Origin of the sequence: Crossiella cryophila (genome assembly GCF_014204915.1) — a bacterium.
In the GTDB taxonomy this organism is placed as follows: Bacteria; Actinomycetota; Actinomycetes; order Mycobacteriales; family Pseudonocardiaceae; genus Crossiella; species Crossiella cryophila.
On the sequence record NZ_JACHMH010000001.1, the window covers coordinates 9,585,536 to 9,606,589 of the forward strand.

Below are 21,054 nucleotides of genomic sequence, written 5' to 3' on the forward strand. Positions count from 1 at the left end.
GTCCCCCTCTACGAGACGAAGATGGTCGCGGCGGTCAGGCCGGCAGGCAGGAACTCGGTGAGCCGGGCGCGCAGGTTGTCCAGGCGCTGCGGCTGGAACAGGTCGTGGAAGGCGCCCAGTTCACTGCCGTCCTCGGCGCCGCGGCTGATCTCCACGGCGCAGTCGGCGGCGAGTTGGGCGTAGCCGGGGGTGCCGTAGCGGGTGCTGGTGAACCGGGGCCGCACGCGCAGCTGCTCGACCTCGCCGCGCACGCCGTCGGGCTGGCACCGGTATCGCCGCGGGGTGCGCGAACCCGGTGTGCTGTAACAGAACCGGAGGCAGCCGAGGCCGCGCCGGGCCACGTGCACCCGGCCGTGGAAGATCGAGTTCTCGCCGAGCCGGATGGCGTGCGTGTGCACCTCGCCGATGATGGTGCTGCGCCGCACGGACAGGATCGCGTGCGCGTGCCTGCACTCCGGTGCGGACAGCGCCTCGCGGTCGGTGGCGGTGGCGTCCAGGACGCTGTCGGTGAGGTGGATGGGCAGCGGGTCGGTGTCGACCTCGTTGGCGATGACCAGGATGGTGCCCAGGATGCTGCGTTCGATCTGCACGCAGGCGGTGGTGTCCTCCAGCACCAGGCTGGGTTCCTCGGGGTGCGAGGGCTCGCAGTGCGGTTCCAGGGACCAGCCGGGCACGAGCGTGCAGTGCCGCAGCACCACCGCGCCGAGCGGTCCGGTGACGTGCACGCCGCGGCCGGCGATGAGCAGGCCGTCGAGCACCAGCCTGGCCCTGGGCGGACAACAGCCGTCCTCGGACTCGGTTTCGGCCTCGGTGGCTGGGCCGCGGACGAGCAGTGCGTCCGGGCGGTTGCTGTACCAGTCGAGCAGCCGGATCACCGGCCGGGTGCCTTCGGCGGCGCGGACCTCGAGGCGTTCGCCGGGTTCCAGGGCGAATTCGATCTGCTCCTGGTAGGCGCCGCTGTCGGTGATCTCGATGACCGCCTCGGGACCCGCCTGGCCCTGCTGCTGGTCGGCCCGCCACTGCCGGAAGGCGGCCATGATCCCGCCGTGCTCGCCAGGCCCGACCAGGTATTTGTCCACAGTGGACTGATGTGGGCGCGGGTACTCGCCGCCGCCGGTGTCGTCGCTGAAGGCGTGGTGGTAGGTGACCCAGACGCCGGTGCGTGGTGCGGTGCGCGGGCTGAACGCGATCCGGCCGAGCACCGGGTCCACCGCGACCTGCCTGCCGCGCGGGCGGTAGGCCCACCGGGTCAGGTCGGCCACCACCAGATCGGCCAGTGGCACCGGCTCTTCCTCGCCGTCCCGCCAGATCTGGAAGCTCTTGCCCGGTCCGTAGTAGTCGGGCAGGGCGTCGGCGAGGGCGCGGCGGCGGATGAAGGCGGGCACGTTGGCCGCGCCTGCCAGGTGCGCGGGTCCCGGTTCGGGTTCGGGGTTGGCCACCAGGGGCTGGTTGTTGCCGAGGATGGAGAAGGTGAACAGGTTGCGCGCGCGGTCGATGCAGTAGGCCGGGGCGCGGGTGATGGAGTAGGGCTTGAGCCGCCACAGGAACACGCCGACCGCCGGCGGTCCGTGCGCGCCGGCGGAGCCGCGGGCGGTGCTGTCGAAGGGCGAGCCGAGCAGGTCGAGGTCGGCGCCGCGGCGCACGTCGACGTAGCCGCCGCCGTACCCGGTGCGCGCGTTGGCCGCGGCCCGGCTGTTGGGGTAGAGCCGGATCGGCTGGTGTGCGGCCAGCAGCGGCAGGATCTCGACCGCGCGGGCGGGCCAGTCGGCGACGGTGCGGGCGAGTTCCTCCAGCAGTGGCAGGGTTCCCTTGCGGCGGCGGTTGGCCACCGTGTCGGCGACGTCGGCGCGTGGGGCCAGCCTGGCGGCCAATCGTTGCGCTGCTTGGTCTCCGCGGCTTACGGCTTCTTCGTAGCCGCGCAGCATCCGGTAGCCGACGAGGTCGCCGAGGTAGGGCACGGCCCAGTCGGCCGCGGTCTCGATGAACCAGTCCTCGTAGAGCGCCTGGACATCGGCGTCGACCAGTTCGACCTGTTCGGCGAGCACTGCCAGCAGTGCGCGCAGCGGGCCGCCGGTCTCGGCGTCGCGCAACCGGTGGAACTGCGGCAGCAGGTCGTAGAGGCGGTCGGGATCGGGTGCGGGCATCACCGCACCTCCTTCAGGATCAACGTGTCCGGCAGGGTGGGCGACAGCAGCACGAACTGGGCGGGCCGCACGCCGCGGAAGACCACGACCACCCGGCCGCGCGGCAGTGGCGTGGCGTCGGTGATGTCGGGGTTGAGCCGCACCAGTTCGGCCACGGTGATGCCGTGTTTGGCCGCGACCGCGGTGAGGGTCTCGTCCTGCTCCCCGCTGGCCGGGGTCACCGTGTACCGGTCCACCGTGTACTGGGCGAGCCGGGCAGGCACGACCGGGTTCGGCCTGGCCAGATCGGTGGCGAGCTGTTGCAGGCCAAGGGGTGTGATGCTGCCGGGCACCCCGGCGAAGGAGTCCACGTCCACGTGGTCCACGCCGGGCACGGCCTGTGCGGTGGCCAGCACCTCGGACAGGTAGGCGGGCTGGCCGAGTTCCCGGCCGGCGAAGCCAAGGCGGCCAAGCAGCGCGGCCCGCACCGCGGGTTCGACCAGGTCCCAGGAGTGGTCGGGGTGCACCCGGATGTCGGCCGCGATGACCAGCAGCACCGGTTCCCGCACCGCGACCTCGGCCGGCAGCCCGGCGTCGCCGTGCGCGGTGAAGGCGGCCCGCAGGGTGGTGACGATGTCGGAGTCGGGGTGCAGCGGGATGTCGTCGGTGCCCGCCACCGTGACGTGCACGACCTGGCGGGAGCCGTTGTGGAGCTGCCGGGCCTCGGCGCGGCCGATGCCCGCCCTGGCACGGGCGAAATCGGCGTAGTCGGGCACCGAGACCAGGCGGTCCAGCGCGGTGACCCGCAACGGGATGTTGCGGCGGAGCTGGCCCGCGTCGTCCCGGTTGGCGCCGCCGTCGGCGGGCAGCGGGTTGGTGACCGCGGAGACGCCGAGCGGGCGGGTGGTGAGCTGGGTGAGCTGGCCCGCGGTGACATTGCCCGCCTTGCCGAGGCCGACCCGGTAGCTCGCCCGCACGTTCTCCACGCCGGTGGGCAGCCGGGCGCCGTGCCTGCCGTCGCCGAAGGTGATCTTGAGTGCGCCGGCGTCGGTCAGCGCGGTCACGTACACGCGTTCGGTGGGGCCGCGCCCGGCCAGGCTGTCCACCTCCTGCCAGCGCACCCCGTCGACGCGGATCTCCAGGGTGCTTTCCGCGCCAAGGGGATTGTCCGCGGCCAGCCAGGTGAGCGGGCCCTGGCGGAGCAGGAAGGACTGACCCGGTTTGCCGGCGTCGCCGCTGCCGATCGGCTCGTTGCGGGTGGCGCCGTGGGTGGCCCGCACCACGTTGCCGTGCACCCGCACGCTGGTGCGCAGGTAGCGGTGGGCCAGTGGGGCGGCCAGGGTGATCTCGGTGTGCACCCGCTCGCCCGGCCTGGCGGGGTCGACCTTCTGGGTCACCCCGGCGATCATGGCCAGTTCGGTGCCGCGCACGCCGGTGGTGCCGCCGGGCAGGTCGGCTCGTTCGCCGGTGACGATCACCCAGCGGCCAGGGGTGAGGCCGTCGTACAGCTCGGCCAGCTCGATCACGTTGCCCGCCACCGGTTCCGGCACCGGCTCCTCGGCCAGTTCCAGCCGGTCGCCGCGGGCGTAGACGGTGGCGTCGCGCAGGTGCGAGAGCAGGGTGTCCTGCTTGTCCAGCCAGGGCCGGTCCAGGGTCAGTTCGGTGACCTTGGCGCTGATCCCGAATGCCTGCTTGGCGATGGTGCGGGCGGTGGTGACCCTGGCGGTGACGGTGGACAGCTTCTCGTCGCCGCCGATCTCCCTGCCCTTGCGCGGCCTGGTGATCACCACCCAGCTGCCGGGGCCGATGCCCTCGTACACGCCGTCCAGGGCCAGGATCCGGCTCGGGGTGAGCGCGTAGGTCTGGATGGTGAAGTCCACGTGCTCCACGGTTCTCGGCGGTCCGACGGTGGCCGCGATGCGCTGGAAGCGGGCCAGGAAACCCTCGCCGTGCTCCTGCCACCAGGGTTCGTCGCCGACGGCCAGGTTGTGCTCGATCACCGGCAGCGCCTCGCCGGTGAGCCGGACCCTGATCTTGCTCTCCGCGTTCTGCTCGAACACCTCGACCTTGCGTTCGGGCAGTTCCTTGCTGAAGGTGAAGGTGATCTTGCCGGTGGCCGGGGTGAAGGTGAACTGGCCGGGGCCGAGGTCGACGGTGACCTCCTCGGTGAGGTCGGTGAGGATGTGTTCCCAGGCCCCGTTGCCCGCGATGAAGTGCAGCACCACCCTGGTGGTGTGCACCTCGGCGTCGTAGTCCACCCGCAGCCGCAGTGTTTGCAGCGAGCGCAGCGACCATTCCTGCGGGGTGGCCACGCCGCCGGAGACCCGGAGTTCGGGCGGGGCGGTGGCGCCGAAGGGGGTGGCGACCACCCGCATCGCGTGCAGTTCCTGCAGGGCGAGCGGTGCGCTGAGGTCGGTCTGCCGCCAGGCCGGGTAGAGGCTGTCCCGGAGTCGATCGTCCAAAGCGGACAGCAGCTGGGCGCCGAGGTCCGAGCCCGGCGCGTAGATCCGGGCCAGTTCCCTTGCCAGGTAACGGGATCCGGCGGGTGGCCGGGCGGCGCTGGTGCGTAGTGCGCCGAGCAGGGCACCCAGGCCGAGCACGGCGTCACTGCGCCCGGGGACCGGGGCGTCCAGGGCTAGGGCGTGGTACAGGCGTTCCTGCTCGGGTTCCCAGTCCTGCGCGGGTTCCAGCTTGCGGGCGGTGGTCTCCAGCGTGCCCAGGGTCTGGTCGAAGGATTTCAGCCAGGTGGCGATGTGCACGTAGTGCTCGGCCAGGGCGGTGGTCTCGGCCACGCGTTCGCGCAGCACGGCCACCTCCTTGACGAAGCGGGTCGGCGTGGTGAGGGTGTCCCTGATCCGCCACAGCCCGGTCACCGGGCCCTCGACCAGGCGGCGCAGGATCGCGCTGCGCCGCACCACCTCCGGCGGTTGTTCCGGGTCGGCCGGGTCCGGGTCGACGAGCTTCTTCAACTCGGCGACGAGGTCCTTGTGCAGCTCGGCCAGGGTGGGCAGCGCGGGCTGGGGCAGGCCGATGGTGGTGACGTCGCGGTCCCGGTCCAGGGTGACGCCCGGCACCACGGTGTGTTGCTGGCGGCCGGGTTCGGCGCCGAAGACGAACAGCAGCTGGTCGCCGGGTTTGAGGTTGGCCGAGACCCCGGCGATGTGCACGGATCGGCGCTTGCCCAGGTCGTCCATGGTGAACTGGTAGGGCCGGGTCTGCCGGACCCGCAGGTCGTTCCAGGACCAGCGGGCGAGCAGGTCCTCGATGGTCTCGAAGGACTGCGGCTCCTCCCCCGGCCCCGGCACGCTCTGGGTGCGCGCGCCACGCGGGATGCGGACCTGGAAGTCCCTGCCCTGCCTGGGATCGGCGTCCAGGGTGTAGGCCAGGAACGCGCCCGCGGCCACCCCGGGGCGCGGGGTGTGGCCGACCAGACGGCCGAGCAGGGTGAGTGAGCGCTCCTCGGTGGCGGTGCGCAGGTAGCCCTCGTTGGCGATCCGCTCGGTGTAGAAGGTGAGCAGGTCGCCGAGCACCGCGCCCGCGTCCAGCAGGCCGATCGCCGGATCCTCGGTGCCGCGCACGGTGAGCGCGGCCAGCGCAGGGTAGGCGGGGCTGGACAGCCGGGCGCGCATGCCGGCCAGGAACTCCGCGTGGGTGCCGACCCGGTGCGTGATCTCGGTGCGGGACGGCGGGTTGATCACCTCGACCGGGGTCCGCACCGCGATCCCGGCACAGCAGTCGGCGCAACAGTCGTTCGTCACCGGGCACCTCCGAGCACGAAGGTCAGGCGGCCGTTCTCCGGCCGGTCGGGGTCGTTGTCGAGCTGGCCGATCTCCAAGGGCCCCAAGGGCAGCAGCCCGGCGGCGAGTTCGCCGTTGTCCTGGCCGAAGCGGCGGCGCAGGCGGCGGACCTGGGCGGTGACCACGCCGGGGATGGCGGCGGCGCGGGCGACGAGCCGGGAGACCCGGACCGGTTCGCCGAAGCTGAGCGCGTCGGGGTGGAAGAAGCCGAGTGCGCCATCCGGCAATCGCCGGGTGCCGAAGGCCGCGCGCAGGGCGGCGAGCACGTGTCCGCGCTGGTAGCCGTGGTCAACGCAGACGAACAGCTCGATGTCCAGTGGCACCAGCGCGGCCGGGTTGACGAAGAGGCGGTGGCCGATCCGGCGGGCGGGTTCCAGTGCGGCGGCGACCGCGGCGAGCAACGCCGGGCTGGGCACGCCGGCGCCGAGCGGGTCGACGGCCACGTGCGCCTCCTTGCCACTGCCGTTCCAGCGCAGTTGGGCCGCGGCCCGTTGCACGCCAGGCACTTCACCGGCCAGGCGGGCGTAGTCGGCGGCGGTGACCGCGCGCACCAGACTGCGCCGGGGTGCGAGCGGGGCCAGTTGCCGGACTTCGTCGATGGGCTCGGGTTCGACACCACCGACCGCGGCGAGCGGGTTGCGGACTCTCGTCACGCCGTCGGTCATGGCCCCACAGCACAGGGCGAGGTGGGTGATGGCCTCCGCGCCGACGTTGCCCGCGACCCCGGTGCCGACCCGGTAGGCGATCTCCACCGTGCTGCCCGGCCGGGGCGCCAGGCCGCGTTTGCCGTCGCCGAAGCGGAGTTGCAGCCGGGCCGGGTTGTCCTCGGTCAGCTCGCCGACGAAGTGCCGGTCCCGCGGTCCGCTGGCCAGCAGCTCGCGCCGGGGTGTCCACTGTGGACCTGGTGGATCGCCCTGGTCCTCGGCCTGTTCGGTGACCAGCACCGCGGGCAGTGCGCTGCGCGGGTCGGTGCGGAGTGCGGAGCGGGCGGATCCGGCCAGTGCCTGCGATCCGGGGTGCAGGCCCTCGGCGTGTTCGCGGCCCCAGCTCTGCCTGATCTCCCAGGCGATCCCGTCGTCCAGGACCACTCCGGCGGCGGCCCGGCCGGACAGCACGCGCAGCCGGTCGAGTTTGGGCTTGAGCAGTTCCTCCTGGCGGGCCAGCAGTTCGCGCAGTGCGGGTTCGGGGCGTTCGCCGATGTCGAGCTGGGCCAGGAGTTTCTCGGTGAACAGCACGGCCAGCGCGGCGAGTTCGCGGCGGTCCGGCGGGGTGCCGTCGCGGGCGTCCCGCCACAGTGCGGTGAGCCAGTCGTGCACCCGGCCGGGGATCTCGCGCAGCCGTTCGGCCTGGGCCGTGGCCACGATGCGCGGCAACGGGAACACCACCCGCTGGGTGACCGGGGTGTTGCGCAGGATCGGCCGGAACGGGCGGGGCAGCGGCGGGTAGGTGACCTGGGCGAGCAGGGTGCGCAACGCGGTGTGCTGGTCGGCGATCACCTCCGGCCGCACCACCTCGTGCTCGGTGCTGTCGCGGGAGAGCGAGATGCCCAGGCCGGCCCTGGCCACCGCGGCCGCGCCGAAGACCGCGTTGAGACGGCGGACGTCGTCGGGGTCCAGTGGTTCGTGCTCGGCGGTCTGGCTGATCAGGGATTGCAGGTGGCCGATGGTGGGATCGGCGGCGGCGCGGTCCGGGCAGCCGAACTCCGGTGGCGCACAGCTCGGCGGATCGACCGGGCCCGGTGGCACCAGGACCTCCTCGGGGCCTGCACCGCAGAAGGTGAGCGAGCGGCCGTGGTCGACCAGCAACACGTTGCCGCGCACCACACTCAGGTCGGTGAGCAGGCAGCAGTCCGGGCCGCCGACCGCGGACAGGCAGACGCTGAAGGTGAGCGCGTCCTCGGCGGACCAGGTGACCTCCAGGACCGGCTGGTCGTAGAGGTCGTCGCAGCCGGGGGTCACCGAGGTGAGCCGGACGGCCTGGCGGTGGGTGGGATCAGCGTCGGCGGCCGCGCCGGTGACCGGGCCGCGGACCTCCTCGATGATGATCACGTCACCGGGTTTGAGGTGCAGGGCCCGTTGCCGGGTGCGCGCGGTCTCCCCGCCCTGCCAGGCATCGCGCAGGGTGGCCGCGGTGGCGCCCAGTGGCAGGCAGCATTCCGCATCGCCCCAGGTCCAGAAGCGGATCAGGTTGTGCTCGGGGCGAACGGTGAGCGGGCAGCGCCGGACCGGCTCGAAGACCTCGACCACCGCGCCGGGCGGCAGGGTTTCCAGCTCCTCGTCGGAGAGCACGGTGCTGATCTCGGGGCGTTCGCCGGGTGGCAGGTGGCTGAGGTCGATGCTGACGAACCGGTAGTCCCCGGCCTCCAGGGTGTGCGTGCGCGCGGTCTCCAGGGCCACCCAGGCGCGGGCGTTGCAGCCGTCGTGCATGGCGTAGTCGACCAGCCGGGCGTGGCGGCGGACGGAGGTGCGGCGGCGGGCGGTGTCCAGGTATGCCTCGGTGGCGACCGCGTCCTGGCGGTAACCGAGCTGGTCACCGGCGTAGGCGAGCAGTTCGACCAGGGTCACGCCGAGGTCGGGCACATGCCGTTCCAGCCAGGTCGGCACGGTCAGCGTCATCCGGTCCAGCAGCAGGCGGCGCAGTGTGTCGTAGTCCCTGGCCAGGTAGTTGATCTCCGGCGCCGGACCGGCCGCCGACGGCGGGCAGGGTTCCTGGCGACAGTCCACATCGGACGGACAGGTGCGCCGGAAGTCGAAGCTCGCGCTCGCGTAGCGCGGGTCGAAGCCGGGGTAGGGCTCCACCCCGGGGCGGCCGTAGGCGTTGGGGCGCACCAGGTGCAGTGTGTAGGTGGAGGCGTCGCCTGGCCGGTCCAGGCTCAGGTGCACCCGGTCGTCCAGCTCCGGGTCCGCCTGGGCCTCCAGCCGCACCTCGACCACCCGCAACCCGGTGATCCGCCGCCCGCCGTCGATGCGGAAGTTGTTCCGGGCCAGGTCCTTGGGCGCCTTGCCGAGGAAGGTGACTGTGAGCGTGCGGCCGTCGTCGGCGACCTCCACCCCGTCGATCCCGTTCCACCGCTGCGTCCTGATCCGGCGTCGTCGCCCGTCGACCCGGCACTGTTGTTCGGCCGTCACTGGGTCCCCCTCCGCTCGAACACGTCGGTGCGCTGGGTGCCGGTGGGCCGGACCAGGTAGACCAGGTGCACGCGCAGCACGTTCTCCTCGCTGAGCACCTCAAGCGAGTAGATGTCGATCACGTCGCCGAGCCAGCGCTGCAACCCGGCCTGCACGGAGAGCTGGAGCGCGGAGGCGAATTCGGGGCTGTTCGGCGCGAACACCAGGTCCAGCAGCCCGCAGCCGAAGTCCGGTCGCATCACCCGTTCGCCGGGGCTGGTGAACAGCAGCTCCTCGATCATGTCCCGCACGTGGTCGTCGTACCCGCGGTCGGCGGTGCGGCCGCGGCTGTCGATCCGGAACGGGAACGCCCAGTCCAGCCGGCCCACCCTGGTCCGCGCGGCCGGTAACTCCACGATCCGCTTGTCTGCTCTGGCACCCATCTCAGCGTCCCCCCGCCCTGCGCTGCACGGTGACGATCCGCGGTGGCCCCTGCGGGATCTGCTCGGCGCTCAGGCACAGCCCGACCGAGTCCTCCAGCAGCGCTGGCACCCCGTTGACCTTGATCGACACCGACGGCCGGACCCAGCGGATCGTCAAGCAGGGCTGGGGTTTCGAGCCGACGGTGAACGGGCAGCCGCTGATCGTGTAGATGTCGGACTGGACCGCGACCAGCTGGCTGCTCACCGCCACCCGGTTCTGTCCTGGCGACACGGTGGCCTGGCCGCCGTGCGGACAGGTGACGGTCGCGTTGACGTGCAACAGGTTCATCGACATGCCTTGACCCCCATTCAGGTGCTGACGGTGAGCGCTCCCTGGTTCACCGTGACGGTCGCGCCGACCATCGAGATCACCGCGCCCTGCCCGTTGTCGAGCACGATTCCCCGGTCGGTGACGGACAGGCTGGCGCCGGTGCTGGTGCGCAGGGTGATCCCGGCGTTGCCGGGCTGGTCGGAGAGCAGGACGTGATGCCCGGCAACGGTCTGCAGCACCATGTTCGGTGTGATCGGCGGTCCCAGCAGGGCCACCGCGGGCACCTCGGCCTGGGAGCCGTACCAGCAGCCGGTCCAGATCGGGAAGCTCGGATCGCCCTGCTCGAACTCCACCCACACCCCCGCGCCGACCGGCGGCACCACGTACTGCCCCATCTGCGGCCCGGCCACCGGCAGGCAGGGCATGGCCCAGGACGAGGGCACGCTGCCGAGCACATCCGGCACCTGGACCTGGATCCGGCCCTGGCGCAGCGGATCCACGTTGACCACCACCGTGCCCCGGAACTTGCCGAGGTACCGGTTGGGCTCAGGACTCATCGGCGTTCTCCTGGCGGGTTCACGGGATCACCCTGGGCTGCAGGGCGATCAGGCCTTCGCGGGCGAGGGTGAAGTTCTGCGTGTAGCTGCCGCGCTGGAGGTTGTGCGTGACGCTCTTGACGTAGTAGAGGCCGTCGTAGGTGATGCCGGCGCCGCGCACGCCGACCAGTTCCCGCGGCCGGAGCACATGCCCGTACCGCACCACGTCCAGCTGCCCGGACCCGGTGACCGCGTCCGCGGACTCGGCCGCCTTGGCCAGGGTCTCGGCCAGTGCCATCGGGGTGTCCTTCTTGGCGGTGTGCGCGATGACCTTCTTCTTCAGCGCCGGCGCGGGCCGGGCCGCCAACGGCGGTCGCAGCACGCTCACCTGGGGGACCGGCACCGGCGCGGAGATCCGGGTGAACGGGATCTGCACCATGGCCACGGGTTGTTCGCGGGCGGCCCCGTCGAAGCTGAAGGTGAGTTGGTCCACTGTGGACGATCCGTCCGAGTTGACGGTGAGCGCGTGCTGCGGCACCCCCAGCCGCACCTCGGGCCCCCAGTACCCCTTGCTGACACCCGGCGCGGGTCCCGGATCGAGGTAGAAGACGTACCCGTTGGCCTTGGCCAGCTCGTTGAGGTAACCGAGATCGGTGCCCTTCTGGAAGTCGATCCGCTGGGTGGGCATGGCCGCCTGCGGGAACAACTCCGGGACGACCACCGGCACGATGCCGTAGCTCGCGTACTGCGCGATGATCGCGGCCACCCGGGCCGAGGGCGGCATCGCCGGGAACGGCACACCCTCCCGCTCCTCCAGGTCCATCAGCACGGTCAGGTCCTCGCCGGTGACGGTCAGCGTCGACTGCCCCGGCTGGTTGCTGATCCCCACCTCCTGCCGGATGCACACCCCGTCCATCAGCACCGTCGGCGTCCCGCGCACGGTGGCCATCAGCACCACCCGCACCTTCGGGTCGAAGAACCCGGCGGGCAGCAACACGTTGTGGATGAGCCCCTTCTTGGCCAGGTCGAAGGAGAGCTGGAACCCGCTGCGCTGCCCCGCGGTGACGGTGACCTGCGCGGAGAGCAGGGCCTCGGTCACCTCGCGCGGCGCGGGCACCGGAATCCGCCTGCCCAGCAACAGGGTCAGGTGAATGGGTGTGCGATCGGCGGCCATGGCTAGTCCAGCACCGGCCCGGGAACCCCGGCCGGCAACGTGATCCGCAACCGCCGCCCCGGCTCGGCCAGCTCCCTCGGGTCCAGCACCGGATTCGCGTCCGCGATCCGCCACCACTGCCCAGCGTCGCCGAACTGCCGGGCCGCGATCAGCTCGGCCCGCTCCCCCTCCCGCACCACGTGCTCCCCGATCTCGGCGAACCCGGCCGGATCCGGCAACAACCGCCGGGTCAGATACGGAACCCGCCGCCCATCCCCGGAAACCAGCTCCGCGGTCGGGATCCCGTAGTACCGGCTGGTCCGCGGATAAGCCGTCGGATCAGGCAGGAACTCAAGCGGATCAGTCATCCTCAACCCCTCCCCTAGATGCTCGGCAACCCAAGCTGCGCCAACCGCCCAGCCCCACCGGCCGCCCCCAACCGCTCCTTCTGCGCCAGATGCGCCAGGTACAACTCGGCCCCCCGATGCCCAGCGGGCAAATCGTTGACCGACAACACTCGTAGCCCCAGGCTCACCGCCGCCCGAATCGGATTCAGCTCCGGGTCGAACGCTTCTTCGGTGATAGCCAGCTCGGTGATCCGCACCGGCATGACCCGCCGCGTCCCCCACACGAACAACGTCAACGGGGTCTCCATCGGCGCGATCTCCAACGTGCCGGCGGCGGCCAGTCGCTGGTTCGCGCGGAGCTGACCGCTGGTGGGGTGCACGAGCATTTCCAGCACGGCGAGCTGGGGGTGGATACCGAAGGGCGCGGGCACGTCGAGCTGATCGGTGGCGTCGATCTCGGCGGTGAACTTCCAGGTCTCGATCGCGGGGCCCTTGAGGCGTAGGGCTTCGGTGCGGTCGCCTTGTTCGGCACCGGAGGCTTGGGGGGCGAGGGTGCGTTCGAGGGTGTCTGGGTTGAACTGCATGACGATGACGCGTTGCGGGGTGCCTCGGTCGGGGTCGACGACGACTATGCCGGAGCGGATGGGTTTGGGGATGTCGAGATATCTGGTCATGTGTCGTCCTGCTCCCGTCTCTCCAGGATCTGCAGCGTGGCCTGCGCGAGATCACGCACATCCGGTACTGGCTCGCCGGTGGCGAGTTCAGCCAGGGGTGCGCGGTACTGCGGCCAGGGGGCGTAGGTCGTGGCCCAGATCGCGGTGCGCCGCAGGTCCGGATCCGGGTCGCGCAGCCCCGCCGTGATTACCGGCAGGATCCGGTCATCGGCCGTGGGCGGGGAACCGAATCCCAGGCGCAGCAACGCCCGGCCACGTTCCGGCGGCTCGGTCGTGGTTGTCGCCGCATCGATGAGTTCCTCGACCGAATAGGCGTCCAGCGCGGTGTCCATCTCCGCGGCAAGGTGCTCGGCAAGCTCCGGGTCGTCACCGGCGAAGAGGAAACAGGCCGAACGGGAAACGTAATCCTGGCGGTAGTGCAGGGTCAGGTTGTCCTCGGTCAGCCAGACCACCTCATAGTTGACCCCCTGTGCCGGGTCCGCCTGGCGGAAGCTGATCGGATCCCATTCCTGTTCAGCGGCGTAGGCGGCCACCTCGTCCTCGCCGGGCAGCACCCGAAGCACCCGCGGCCGGGAAATGTCGTCACCGAAGATCATGATGGAATCCTCACCCGCGCGTTGACAAAGGCTTTCTCCTGGGCGGTGAGATTGTAGATCCGGAAAATATGCGCCCGAATCTGTTCGTAGACACGCTTTCTGATGGCTGCCTCGTCCGATCCGGTGCCCGCGAGAATGTCGAGTTGCTGCACCCACAGCCGCACGAGGTTGAACTGCTGGTTGGCCAGCCGTTGCGCGCCTTCGGTCATCCGCTCGGACGGAGTGCGCTTGTTCTCGATGAACTTGTCGAGTTCACGCGCACGTTGCTGCGCGCCGGCACTGGGCTGGTCCGGCCGGTCGGCGTCGCTGCGCATCGGCAGGTCGGCGATCGCGTCGGATAGCCGCGAGTCAGGTGCGCCGCTGCGTGGCTTCCTGGCCGACGCCTCCAGGGCCAGGGCCGAGGTGACCATCGCGGCGGGGTTGCGCCGCCCCTCCTGCTGCACGATCCAGGTGGTCAACTGGTCGGCCAGCGGTCCCTGCGGGCCGATCGGGGTCTGCCCGCCAAGGCGTTGCAGTGCGGCAGCGGCCAGTGTCCGTTGCTGCTTGGGTGTCATTTCGGCGAGCTTCTTGTCCAGTTCCGCGTAGGACCAGCCCTTCGTTTTCCCGGTCACCGGATCGGTGAGGTGCACAATCTGGTTGGGCGTGTTCCAGCCGACCGGGAAGGTCTTTCCGCTGCCGGCCGCCTTCACCCAGCGGCCGCCCTGAATACGAGGCGCGTCGGCCCGGTACCGCTGGCTTTGGTCGAGGAAGCGAACGATGTTGAGACTGCCCACGTTTCCACGCTTGTCCCTGGTCAACTCGGCCTGCACGTCGTGGCCACGAGCACCGGGCAACACCTCCACGACTGCTCGCCGGCGATCCGCGGGGAGCTGCGCGGCGGCGGCCGGGCTGAGCATGGACCGGTCCTTGCTCTTGAAGTCGAACTCTCCGCGTCGGACGTCAGGCGAGGCGGTCTGCTCACCCGCGGCGACCACCGCCTTGCCCAGCGCGTCCAGGTAGGTGACGAACTCGCGGATGTCGAACTTGACGCCATTGATGACGTTGTCGACCGGGTTGAGCCAGGCGCGGATGTTGAAGCTGTTCGCGCCCTCGGCGGCCAGTCCAGTGAGCCGGTACCAGGCGCGCAACACGGCCAGGGTGGTCCGGAGCACCAGTGAGCCGACACCCCGGTTCAGCAGCCGGGCCAGTCTGGGCCGGAGCCTGGCCACGATCAGAGCGAGCCGCTGTTGCTTGGCCTGCGGTGAATTGCGCTGGTCCGCCCGCTTCCTCCGCTGTTCCTGCCGCTGCCGCCTGCGTTCCCGCCACCGGTTCCGGAGCCGGTTGTAGCGTTCGCGCATCCGGCGTGCCCCGTTGGCCAGTGCCCGGCCGACCCGGCTGTTCCGCAGCCGCGTCCCCAACGCCTTGGCCGCGTTACGAACCCGGTTCAGCCCGGTCCGCACCGCCCCCTTCGCTCTGTCCACCATGGACGGTCGCCGCCCCGGCACAGCCGGTCGCCGAACACCCCCCGGCCGTCCCCTGGTCCCCGCCACCGGCCCACCCGGCCGCCGCCGCCCCACCGGCGCCGCCCCCCGCCGAGGCGCCCGCAACGCCTGACTAGCCGACCGAAGCCCCCGCCGAGCCGAGTTGACCGCGTTCCCCGCCACCCGCCGAGTCCCCCGCGCAGCCCGCCCCAGCCCACGCCCGATCCGGGCCGCGATCCCCTTGAGCGTGCTGCCAACCCCCTTCGCCGCCCCCTTCAACTTCGTCATCAGGAAGTTGGTGATGAACTCCAGCAACGCCACCACACCCGCCGCGACCGCCTTCGCGAACAGGGCTGCTGCCGGGCCGGCGCGGACGGCCTTGAGGAAGGCGATGAAGGCGCCGATGGCGGCCAGGATTCGGCTTACGGTGCCCCAGGCGGCGATGAGGCCCTGGACGATGGCCAGGATGGCGCCGGCGGCGGGGATGATCAGGGAGACCAGGCGTTCGACTACTACCTGGATGATGATGGTGGGGAGGGCGGCGATGATGCCGTCCCAGGCCATTTTGGCGATCTTGCCGATGGACAGGCAGCCGCGGACCAGGGTGTCCATGATGGCTTTGCCCAGGCCGAGGACTTCTTCGACCTTGCCGTTGAACCACTCCTTGACGCCGGTCTGGATGGCGCCCCACAAATGGTTCTGCACGCCGTCGCGGGCGCCGCCGCCGAGTTTGCCGAGCCAGGTGCCGACGCCGTCGGCGGCGATGTCGGCGATGATCGCGGCGAACTCGCCGAGCAGCTGGATGGCAGCTTTGGCGAACTCGATGGCGGCGTTGACCGCGCCGCGGACCGCCTCGATCGCCGCCTTGAGCGCGGTTTCCAGCAGGCGGAGCAGGCCGGTGAGGGCCTTGGCGAGCAGGTCCAGGAGGGCTTTGACGCCTGCCTTGAGGGTGTCGGCCAGTGCGTTGACGGTGGCGATGGCGGCGTCGCGCAGGTCCTCGATGCCCTTGCGGATGCGGGCGGCCAGTTCGGGGAAGAACACCGCGAGCACGTCGCAGAGCGCGATCAGCACGTCGGCCAGGGTGTTGATCAGGGTGACGATGGCGTCGCGGACGAAGTCGATGGCCTTGGTGACCAGGTCGGTGAAGGTCCGGACGATGTTGTTGATCGCCTGGATGGCGGCGTTGAAGAAGCCGGTGACCGCGTCGAGCAGGTCGTTGAAGAAGGAGGTGACCTTGGCGGCCAGCCAGCTGAAGAAGCCGCCGCCCTCGGCCTCCTTCTCCTTGCGCCGCTTCTCCTCCTCGGCCTTGCGCTCGGCGTCCCGGCGCTCGCGCTGGATCTTGTCGTTCTCCTCGGTCTCCAGGCGCGCGTTGGCCTCGTCGGTCTCGGTCTTGCGCTTGACGACCTCGCCGTTGGCCTTGCCGTGCTCCTTGACCGCCTGTTCGTTGTTCTCCTCGATCTTCTGGTCCTGCTCGGCCCGCCATTCCTCCCGTTTGGCCGCGGCGTCGGTGGCGACCTTGCCCCGTTCGGCGGCCTGGGCCTGCGAGTTCTCCGCGACGGTGCGGGTCACCTCGGACTCGTGCCTGGCGTTCTCCCGCGCCACCGACTGCTGATGCCCCTGCCGTTCCGCGCCCAGCTGTCCCTGGCCCTGGGACACCGCGGCCTGCACCTGCGGACCGCGTTCCTGTTGCGCGACAACGGCGATGCCCTGGTTCGCCGTGGGGCCACCGGGACCGGGCGCGGCCTGGCCACCGGCGGGCGCTGGCACCTCGGCGGCCAGGGTTTCCACCGGCACGTTCGGGAAGATCTGGTCCTCGCCAAGGGGTTTGACCGACTCCGCGCGCCCGTCGTTGTGCAGCTGACCGGACTGCTCGGCGAGCTTGTGCTGCTGCTCGTCGGTGCGCACCGGATCGGCCTGTCCGGTCAGTTCGACCTTCGGCGGCGGCGCGACCGTGGTGTTCATCGCCGGATCGGTGGTCGGCACATTCCGCACGGCCTGCTGCACGTTCTGCACATCGCCGGGGGTGACCTTGCCCTGGGTGTCCCCGGCCAGGTGCGGCCGCGGCACCGGCTGCTGCTCGCTGCGGACCTGCTCCGCCTTGACCTGCTGCTGCCGATCCGCCTCCTCGGCCTGGGCCCGCTCCAGCCTGGCCCGCTCCGGATCACCCTGCGGCGCCACCGTCGGCGGCCCGTCGAGGGTCTGCGGCGCACCGACCGGTCGCTGCATGCTGGGCGGCGCCGCCTGCAGCGCGGACTGCTCCTCGCCGACGCTGCGGGTGATCGAGGCGTCGACCTGGGACAGCGAGGTCTGCATGCGGTCGATGGGCAGCGTGCCCACGGCGGCGAGCGCGGCTTCCGGGGGCTGGCCGGAGACGTCGGGGGTGGCGGGTTGCTGTTCGGCCGGGGCTGCGGCGGGGGCCGGAGCGCCGCCTCCGCCGGCCGGGGCGGATTCGGGGGCGGCGGCCGTGGTTGTGGCTTCGGGGGCTCCGGCGCAGGCGCCGCCGCCGGGTTCGAGCGACGCCTCGGGACCGGGGGCGGCGGTGGTGTCGGGGCCAGGAGCGCCGAGGCCGGGGGTGTCCGGGCCGGAAGCGTCAGGACCGGCGCCGCCGGGGGCACCCAGATCGGGCTGGCTGCCGAGGCCGTCCTGGACACCGCCGCCCGCACCGGACATCGGCTCCTGAGCAGGACCGGATTCCGTTGCGGTGCCGGGCATCCCGGCCGATTCGGCGGACGGGACGGGGTCAGCGACGCCGAGCGCGGCCGGTTCCGCCGGAGTGGCCTGCGGGGGCGGTGCGGCTTCCGCCGGGGCTGACTCCGGCTCGACGGCGGTGCCCGATCCGGGGGCGGGGGCCGGTTCGGCGGCGGCCGGGGCCTCGGGTTCCGGGTCGTCCAGCTCCGGCTGTTCCGGGGTCTGCTCGGCCTTGGTCGGTGGTGGCGCGGGGAAACTCGGCGCCTGCGCCGGAGCCGGTGGCGTGCCCCCTGCTGGCAGCGTCAGCTGATCCGCGGTCGGCACCCGCGAGACATCCAGGTCCCCAGCCGGGAGGTGGTCCGCGGCCGTCAGTTCCGGCTGGGCGGGCTGCTCCGGCGGCTCCGGGTCCGGAGTGTCCACTTCGGACTCCGCGCCGGGCTCCAGGCCGAGTGGCTGCTCCTGTTCCGGGGGTTCCTCGGTGGGTTGCTCGCGTTCCAGCAGGCCGTGGCGGGCCAGTGGGCTTTCCGGGCCGGTGACGGCGGCCTCGACGCGTTCCGGTTGCACCGCTGGCTCGCGTGGATCAGCCCGTGCGGCAAGTGGTTCCGGGGTCGCACCGGCCGGTGGGCCCGCCGCGGTGGGCGCGCCCGGCAACTGGGCTGCGGGCTGGGCGACGGGTTCCTGGGCAGCCTGTTCCGGAGCGGGTTGCCCCGGCTCCGGCCGCGGCTGCTCTTCGGGCTTCTCCTCCTCCGCTTCCTTCTTCTCCGGCTCCGGTTCCTCGGGTTTCTCCGGCTCCGGCTCGGGCTGGGGTTCCGGCGCCTCCGGCTCGGTTTCCGGTTCCTGCGGCTGTGGCTGGGGTTCCGGCTCGGGCTCGGGTTCCGGTTCGGGTTCCGGCGTGGGCGTTTCCACCACCGGCTCGGGCACGACGGCGTTCTCCACCTCCGGCGCGGCCGCGGTCTGGTCGACCTCGGCCATCAGCGCCAGCACCCGCAGGTACTCCGCCGACGGCAGCCGTCGCTCCAACCGGGCCAGCACCGTCTCCCGCAGCTCCGGCGTGAACCGCCCCAGCTGTAACCGCACCCGCCCGGAGGCATCCGTCGGGTCCCCGCGCAGGCTCCGCAACACCGCCGCCACCAGGCGATCCACCAGCGTGGCCGGGTCGAGGCGTTCGGTGCGCAGGTGGTCGGCGGTGACCGTGGCGTAGCGCATCCAGCCGGCCGTCCTGGCCTTCTCCCTGACCTCGCCCGGTTGTTCGGCCAGTGCCTCGGCCTCGCGTTCGGCCGGCTGCTCTGGGGTGCTGACCGCGCCAGGGTCACGGCCCGCGGCCAGTTCGCCCATGGGGTGCGGGGTCTGGATGGTGTGCAGCAGTTCGTGGGTCAGCAGGTGGCGGCCGTCGACGGTTTCCGGGCGGTAGCGGCCCTTGGCGAAGAAGATGTCCTGGCCGACGGTGACCGCCTCCGCGCCGACCAGCTCGGCAACGGTGGCCGCGTCCTGGTCGGTGTGCACCCGGACCCGGCTGAAATCGTGGCCCAGCCTGGTTTCCAGCTCCCGGCGCAGGCCGGGGTCGACCGGGTGGCCGGGGGCGGCCAGCACCTCGCGGAGTTCGCGCGGGGCCCTGGCCGCGGTGGCCTCCGGCTTCTTCCGCTCCGGCGGCCCGGCCGGGCGGCGCTCGACGGATCTGGTCATGGACCCGCCTCCAGCAGTCCACTGTGGACCGCCCTGGCCAGTGCCTGACCGAGCCTGCGGGCCGACCTGGTGGGCGGTAGCGGCGGCGCCCCGCCCACCAGGTCGATTTCCCGTCCGGTGAACGGAACGGGATGTTCGGTGAGCAGCCGGGTCAGTTCCCGCTGGAAGGACTCGGCCACCCGGTCGGCGTTGATCGAGCCGAAGCCGGTCAGCGCCAGCTCGCCGATCTCGATGTTCACACCCATCCGGCCACCTCCGGCGGGGTGAGCGCGCGCTCCAGCTTCAGGTACTCGGTGCGCGCGGCGGCCAGCAGATGCCGCATGGACAGCGCCTGACCCGCCTCCGCCGCCAGGAAGGCCGCGGACAGCGCGACGTTGCGGATGCTGCCGCCAGCCACGGTGAGCTGGGCCAGCTTCCGCATGTCCAGGCCGTCGGTGGGGGTGCTGGCCGGGATGACCCGGCGCCAGATCTCGGCGCGTTCGGCCGGGCCGGGGAACGGGAAGTCGACCACGAACCGGATCCGCCGCAGGAACGCCGAATCCAGCGCCTTCTTCATGTTGGTGGTCAGGATGGCCAGGCCGCGGTAGGACTCCATCCGCATCAGCAGGTAGCTGACCTCGATGTTGGCGTAGCGGTCGTGGCTGTCCTTGATCTCGCTGCGCTTGCCGAAGAGGGCGTCGGCCTCGTCGAAGAGCAGCAGCGCGCCACCGCGTTCGGCCGCGTCGAAGACCCGGCGCAGGTTCTTCTCGGTCTCCCCGATGTACTTGCTGACCACCTGGGACAGGTCCACCACGAACAGGTCCAGCCCGAGCCGTCCGGCCAGCACCTCGGCGGCCAGGGTCTTGCCGGTGCCGCTGCCCCCGGCGAAGAGCGCGGTGACGCCGAGCCCGCGCCGCAGCACCTTCTCGAAGCCCCAGTCCTGGTGCACCACCGCGCGCTGCCGGACGTGCGCGATGATCTCCCGCAGGATGGTCTGCTGCGGCTGGGGCAGCACCAGATCCGCCCACTCCGCCCGCGGTTCGACCCGTCGGCCCAGCTCCTCCAGGGCCACCCTGGCGTGCGCCAGACCGGCCTGCCAGGCCAGCGCGGCCGGGTCGCCGCCCTCGCCCGCACCCCGCCGCACCGACTCGCCGGCGGCCCGGATCACGTGGCCGGGCAAGGAGAACTGGGCGGTCAGCCGGCGCAGGTCGGTCTCGGACATGGCCGCGCCGGACCCGTTGAGCGCCCCGGCCCAGAGCCCGCGCTGCTCGTCCTCACTCGCCGCGGGCACGCTGATCCGGGCCCGGCCCCTGGGGTCGCCGGAGATCGGATCGGTGCTGGAGACCACCACCGGCGCGCCCAGCCCGTGGGTGAACCGCTCCACCGCCGCCCGCTGCGCAGGGGTGGCCTCGGTGACCTCGATCAGCAACGCCGCGGGCAGCAACAGCGCCTCCCGCTCCCACAGCCGCCCGAGCAGCTCCCGTTCGGCCGGATCGGTCGGCAGGTCCTCGGCGCGCAGCACGTGCAGCGCCAGCCCGCCCTGATCGGCGGCGGCCGCGGCCACCTCCCAGCGGGTGCGCTCGTCGGCCCCGGCCAGTTCGGCCTGCGGCAGGCCGTCCGGCTCGTGCCAGTGCGCGAGCAGTGCCTGCGCCGAGCGCCACTGCGAGTCCGGCAGCTCGGCCTCGGCGCGCACCCGGCGCACCAGCCCGTGCAGCCGGGTGTCCACATAGGGCAGTCCGACCAGGAAATGCAGCACCCGCTCGCTGATCCGCAGCCGCGCGGTGGTCAGCCCGCCGGGTTCGGGTTCCAGCAGCAGCCAGCGGCGCAGTGGCGCGATCGGCGGCAGCGCGCTCCAGTGCGGTTCGGCCAGCGCGGCCAGGGCCAGGGAGAAGGTCGGGTAGCCGCGTTCGGGGTCACCGGCCGCGGCGGCGCAGCGGGCCGCGGTGCTGGGGTCGAGTTCCATCGCCGCGCACAGCAGCAGCACATCGCGCTCGAAGCCGGACAGCCCGAAGCACACGCACAGCGCGTCCAATGCGGTCAGTTCCCCGGCCGCCGCAACGCCTTCCGCGGCCTGATCGAGGCCGGCGGCATGCGCGTCCAGGCGCGCGAGCACCCGGCGCACCGCAGTGACCACCGCGTCCTGGTGCACCCGCCGACC

Annotated in this window: 13 protein-coding genes; all 13 read right to left on the reverse strand. The window is 72.0% G+C overall.

Annotation, left to right across the window (positions count from 1 at the left end; all coding sequences use genetic code 11):
* Positions 1-8: 8 nt before the first annotated feature.
* From HNR67_RS41160 to HNR67_RS41220, 13 genes are read right to left on the reverse strand one after another with little or no spacing between them, the layout of a single operon-like run.
* Positions 9-2,144, reverse strand: a complete 2,136-nt coding sequence (locus HNR67_RS41160; protein ID WP_185009099.1) for a hypothetical protein — start codon at positions 2,142-2,144, stop codon at positions 9-11.
* Complete coding sequence (locus tag HNR67_RS46570; protein ID WP_185009101.1) at positions 2,144-5,881, reverse strand: putative baseplate assembly protein; 3,738 nt, start codon at positions 5,879-5,881, stop codon at positions 2,144-2,146. The genes HNR67_RS41160 and HNR67_RS46570 overlap by 1 nt, the downstream gene beginning before the upstream one ends.
* Entirely contained in the window at positions 5,878-9,048 is a 3,171-nt protein-coding gene (locus HNR67_RS41170) for a putative baseplate assembly protein (RefSeq protein WP_312989276.1), read from the reverse strand. Before HNR67_RS41170 ends, HNR67_RS46570 begins: the two co-directional genes overlap by 4 nt.
* A complete protein-coding gene (locus tag HNR67_RS41175; protein ID WP_185009103.1) occupies positions 9,045-9,470 on the reverse strand; it encodes a GPW/gp25 family protein in 426 nt (141 codons plus the stop codon). The genes HNR67_RS41170 and HNR67_RS41175 overlap by 4 nt, the downstream gene beginning before the upstream one ends.
* 1 nt (position 9,471) lies before the next feature.
* Positions 9,472-9,804: a hypothetical protein gene (locus HNR67_RS41180; RefSeq protein WP_185009105.1), complete on the reverse strand. Its 333-nt coding sequence runs from the start codon at positions 9,802-9,804 to the stop codon at positions 9,472-9,474.
* 14 nt (positions 9,805-9,818) lie between these two features.
* Positions 9,819-10,337 carry a phage baseplate assembly protein V gene (locus HNR67_RS41185; protein WP_185009107.1) on the reverse strand — a complete coding sequence of 173 codons (519 nt, stop codon included), beginning with the start codon at positions 10,335-10,337 and terminating at the stop codon, positions 9,819-9,821.
* Positions 10,338-10,356: 19 nt separating this feature from the next.
* The gene (locus tag HNR67_RS41190) at positions 10,357-11,490 is read right to left on the reverse strand and encodes a hypothetical protein (RefSeq protein WP_185009109.1); all 1,134 of its coding nucleotides are present in this window, start codon (positions 11,488-11,490) and stop codon (positions 10,357-10,359) included.
* A 2-nt stretch (positions 11,491-11,492) separates the two neighbouring features.
* Positions 11,493-11,837: a LysM domain-containing protein gene (locus HNR67_RS41195; protein WP_185009111.1), complete on the reverse strand. Its 345-nt coding sequence runs from the start codon at positions 11,835-11,837 to the stop codon at positions 11,493-11,495.
* A 14-nt stretch (positions 11,838-11,851) separates the two neighbouring features.
* Positions 11,852-12,490 carry a hypothetical protein gene (locus HNR67_RS41200; protein WP_185009113.1) on the reverse strand — a complete coding sequence of 213 codons (639 nt, stop codon included), beginning with the start codon at positions 12,488-12,490 and terminating at the stop codon, positions 11,852-11,854.
* A complete protein-coding gene (locus tag HNR67_RS41205) occupies positions 12,487-13,086 on the reverse strand; it encodes a HEAT repeat domain-containing protein (RefSeq protein WP_185009115.1) in 600 nt (199 codons plus the stop codon). Before HNR67_RS41205 ends, HNR67_RS41200 begins: the two co-directional genes overlap by 4 nt.
* The gene (locus HNR67_RS41210) at positions 13,083-18,917 is read right to left on the reverse strand and encodes an eCIS core domain-containing protein (protein WP_185009117.1); all 5,835 of its coding nucleotides are present in this window, start codon (positions 18,915-18,917) and stop codon (positions 13,083-13,085) included. Before HNR67_RS41210 ends, HNR67_RS41205 begins: the two co-directional genes overlap by 4 nt.
* The gene (locus HNR67_RS41215) at positions 18,914-19,162 is read right to left on the reverse strand and encodes a hypothetical protein (RefSeq protein WP_185009118.1); all 249 of its coding nucleotides are present in this window, start codon (positions 19,160-19,162) and stop codon (positions 18,914-18,916) included. Before HNR67_RS41215 ends, HNR67_RS41210 begins: the two co-directional genes overlap by 4 nt.
* On the reverse strand, positions 19,153-21,045 hold the full coding sequence (locus tag HNR67_RS41220; protein WP_312989281.1) for an ATP-binding protein: 1,893 nt from the start codon (positions 21,043-21,045) through the stop codon (positions 19,153-19,155). Before HNR67_RS41220 ends, HNR67_RS41215 begins: the two co-directional genes overlap by 10 nt.
* Positions 21,046-21,054: the final 9 nt, after the last annotated feature.